A 3277-nucleotide genomic window follows, 5' to 3' on the forward strand; every position below is an offset into this window, starting at 1 on the left:
CGCGGCGTCCACGATCACGGCGTGCTCGTTGGGCCAGCCGCGCAGTTCGCCCAGCGCGAGCCCGCCCGCGCGCGCCCCACCGGCCCCCTTGCCGAAGCGCGCCTTGAGCGCCGCACCCAGCTCCTGCCCGCCGCCCGCGCCCTCCCCGGCGCCCTCACCGGCGCCCTCACCGGCGGAGGAAGGGGTGTGGGCGGCGTCGCGGGCCTGCTCGGCCACGTCGAGGGCGTCGAGCAGGCCGGTCGCGCCGATCCCGGCCCCCGCCAGCGCGTCGAGCTGGGCCGCGGCCGGGCCGCCCTCGGCGTCGTCGAGCGCCGCCTGGGCGGAGGCCACCTCCCGGTCGGCCACCCCCAGGGCCTTGAGCGCCTCGTTGAGCCGCAGCCGCACCTCGCGCAGCTCCCGCTCGGCCGCCGGGACGTCGCGCCCGTCGGCGAACCGGCGGCTCTCCTCCAGCGCCGGGATCTGCCCGCGCAGCTCGTCGGCGGAGTTCTCGGCCACGGCGCGGTCGGCGTCGAGCTTGGCCGCCCGCGCCTGCTGGGCCACCAGTTCCTTGCGCGCCTGCGAGACCTGACGGTCGAGGGTGTCCTCCCTGAGCGTGGTGATCTCGGCCTTGACCATGGCGATCGCCTCGGCCGCCGTCGCGCCCGCCGCGCGGTGGCGGTCGAGGTCGGCCTCCAGCGCCTCGTCCTTGGCGGCGGCGTCGGCCAGTTTGCGCGCCTGCCGGCCGCGCCAGCAGCGCAGCGCGTCCGCCAGCCGGACGCGGGCCTGGTCGCGCCGGTCGAACGTGGTCAGCAGCGCCTTCGACTCGGCCTCGAACTCGGCCAGCCGCTCGGCCGCCTGCGCCGCCCGTACGTGCTTGGCGTGCTCGTCGCGGCGGGCCTCGCGCTCCTGCTCCAGCTCCGCGTCGAGGCCGGTCAGCGCGGCGATCGCCTCGAAGACGCGTTCGGGGGAGATCTCGTTGAGCGGCTGGGAGAGCAGGTTGGTGGCGACCTTGCTGCGTACGGACGTGGACAGGAACGACACGCACCTGACCTTGTCGCCGTAGAGCACCTTGGTCAGGTCGCGGGCCACGACGTCGCGCCGCCCGGCCGACTTCGGCAGCGCCGCCCAGATCTCGTCGGCCCGCGCCACCCGTTCGGCCTCGGACGGGGACGCCGCGAGCCGCACGCCCTCCCACCACCGGACCTCCAGGTGCGGCGCCTCCTGGTTCACCCTCAGCCACACCGTGACGGCCCCGCCCGAGGTGTCGGGCACCTCGAACAGCTCCTCACCGTCGTCGGGCTCCGCGCCCGGTTCGGCGGCGGGCCCGGCGGGCTCGGACGGCTCGAAGCCGTTCATCCCGGGCGGCCCGAAGACGCCCACGATGTAGCCGTGGTCGGCGCTCGCCCACTGCCGGCTGCCCGCGCCGCTGGCCAGTTCGGCGTTGAAGAGCAGCTCCGAGACCGCCTTGGCGCCCGAGGCGAAGCGCCACTGCTCGTCACCGAGCAGCGCCGTGATCGAGGCGATGAACGATGACTTGCCCGCCCCGTTGGAGTCCTTCGGCCCCGCGCCCGCCACGACGATGAGCGTGCCGGGGACCGTGGGCACCGGATGGGTGGACAGCCGTGAGATGTTGACCGCCTGCATGGCGATCAGCACCCGGTCTCCGACGACGTTCTCCACCTGCGACACCTCGAACCCCCGTAACCCTTCCATCCGTGACAAAAGCTGACATGTGCCTCATCTGGCTGATCTTCGCGCCAGTACGGCCGCCGCCAGCGGCGTGTTCGGCCCGGCCGCCAGGATCAGCTCCTCCTGCAACCGCCGCCGCGCCGCCGGAGTGAGCCGGTGGAACTGCGGCCCCGGCACGTAACCGCCCGCCTCCTCGCCCGCCTTCACCTGGCCGAGCAGCCCCGCGTGCCGCAACGTCCGCAGCGCCGCCTCCAGCTCGCCGATCGGGAGCTGGGTGTGGCGGCGCAGTTCGTCGGCCGGTGTGGGGTGCGGCGACAACCAGGAGTCTTCGGGCAGCAGCCCCTCGGCGCGCGGGATGGCCACGGAGTGCACCAGCACGAGCGTCAGCACCGCCCGCTCGCTCACCCCGAGCCGTGCCCCCGCCCCCGCCGCCGCCGCGCCGGTCTCGGCGGTGACCGCGTCGTCGTAGCCGGAGATCCAGCGGTCGCGGTGCTGGATCAGCGTACGGCCGCGCCTGGCCAGCATCTCGCCCAGCGTGTGCCGCAGCGCCGGGTCGCGCAGGGCGGCGAAGCGCACCTCCTGCACCGGTTCGGCGGCGTGCTCCACCACCATGAACGCCGCCACCAGCTCCGCCCGCCGCCGCTCGTCGTAGCCGCCCAGCAGGTCGTCGAACTCGGCCGCGCCCCCCTCGACCCGCCCGGCGACCCCGGCGATCTCAGCCGGGGACTCGTCCGGGGCCCCCGCGCGGGCGGCGGCGACGATGTCGGCGTCGCCCACCACGGTCAGCTCGGACCGTTCCGGCTCCGGCAGGCGGCGCACCAGCTCGCGTAGCTGCGCGTGCGCCTCCACCGGCCACAGCGCGCAGCGCGGCCCGAGCAGCACCACGCCGTCGTCCAGCACCACCCACGCCGAGTCGTGCAGCCGCCGCAGCGCGCCGACGGCCCAGTTGCGCATCAGGTCGTCGGTGCGGCCGATCAGCTCGCGGTAGGTGTCGAGGACCAGCTCCACGGGAGCCGGATCCCCCGGCCACGGATCGGCGGACAGCTCGGCCCAGCAGCACTTGAGCACCGCCGCCAGCACCCGCCGCTGCTCCCCGGACCGCTCCACGGGGATGGGCGCCACCTGGTGCTCCTCCAGCAGCGACGGCGTCACCCCGTCGGGCCACACGGGCAGCGCCACGCCGGTGGAGTCGGGCCGCGTCAGCCGGGTCATCCCCGGGGCCGCCGCCTCACCGGCGCCCAGCCGGGCGGGGCCGAGGGCACGCACCCGCGCGTGCGCGAGCGCGGAAGCACGCGGATTCATCAGGTGCGCTCCAGGTAGCCGTGGGACAGCCACGCGGGCTCCCGATCGGGATCGACCGTCAGCCCGTCGGACCAGGCCAGCCGGTAGGGCAGCTCGGGCCGCAGGTCGACGGTGGTCAGGTCGGCCAGCACCCGCCGCGCCGCCACCCAGTCGGAGCCGAGCACGTCGGCCAGCGCCACCCGCGCGGACTCGCCCAGCAGCGACTCGGCCATCCGGGTGAGCCGTTCGACGGCGGCGCCGGGTGCGGAGTCGAGCGCGGACCCGGGCCCGGGATCGGGCAGGGTGGAGCGCGGGGGAGTGGGCTGGG

General features: G+C 75.9%; 1 protein-coding gene and 2 pseudogenes. All 3 read right to left on the bottom strand.

What is annotated here, in order from left to right; all coding sequences use genetic code 11:
• Positions 1-1692: pseudogene (locus FAF44_RS52535) on the bottom strand (chromosome partitioning protein ParA); the annotation flags it as partial.
• 24 nt (positions 1693-1716) lie between these two features.
• The gene (locus FAF44_RS52540) at positions 1717-2970 is read right to left on the bottom strand and encodes a hypothetical protein (RefSeq protein ID WP_237111011.1); all 1254 of its coding nucleotides are present in this window, start codon (positions 2968-2970) and stop codon (positions 1717-1719) included.
• Positions 2970-3277: pseudogene (locus FAF44_RS52545) on the bottom strand (hypothetical protein); the annotation flags it as partial. The gene FAF44_RS52540 and the pseudogene FAF44_RS52545, both read right to left, overlap by 1 nt.

This window comes from Nonomuraea sp. MG754425 (assembly GCF_021699195.1).
GTDB lineage: Bacteria > Actinomycetota > Actinomycetes > Streptosporangiales > Streptosporangiaceae > Nonomuraea.

What these genes read in the sequence shown, in the direction of transcription:
- FAF44_RS52540 (WP_237111011.1), bottom strand. Translation starts at nt 2,970, where the DNA reads ATGAATCCGCGTGCTTCCGCGCTCGCGCACGCGCGGGTGCGTGCCCTC.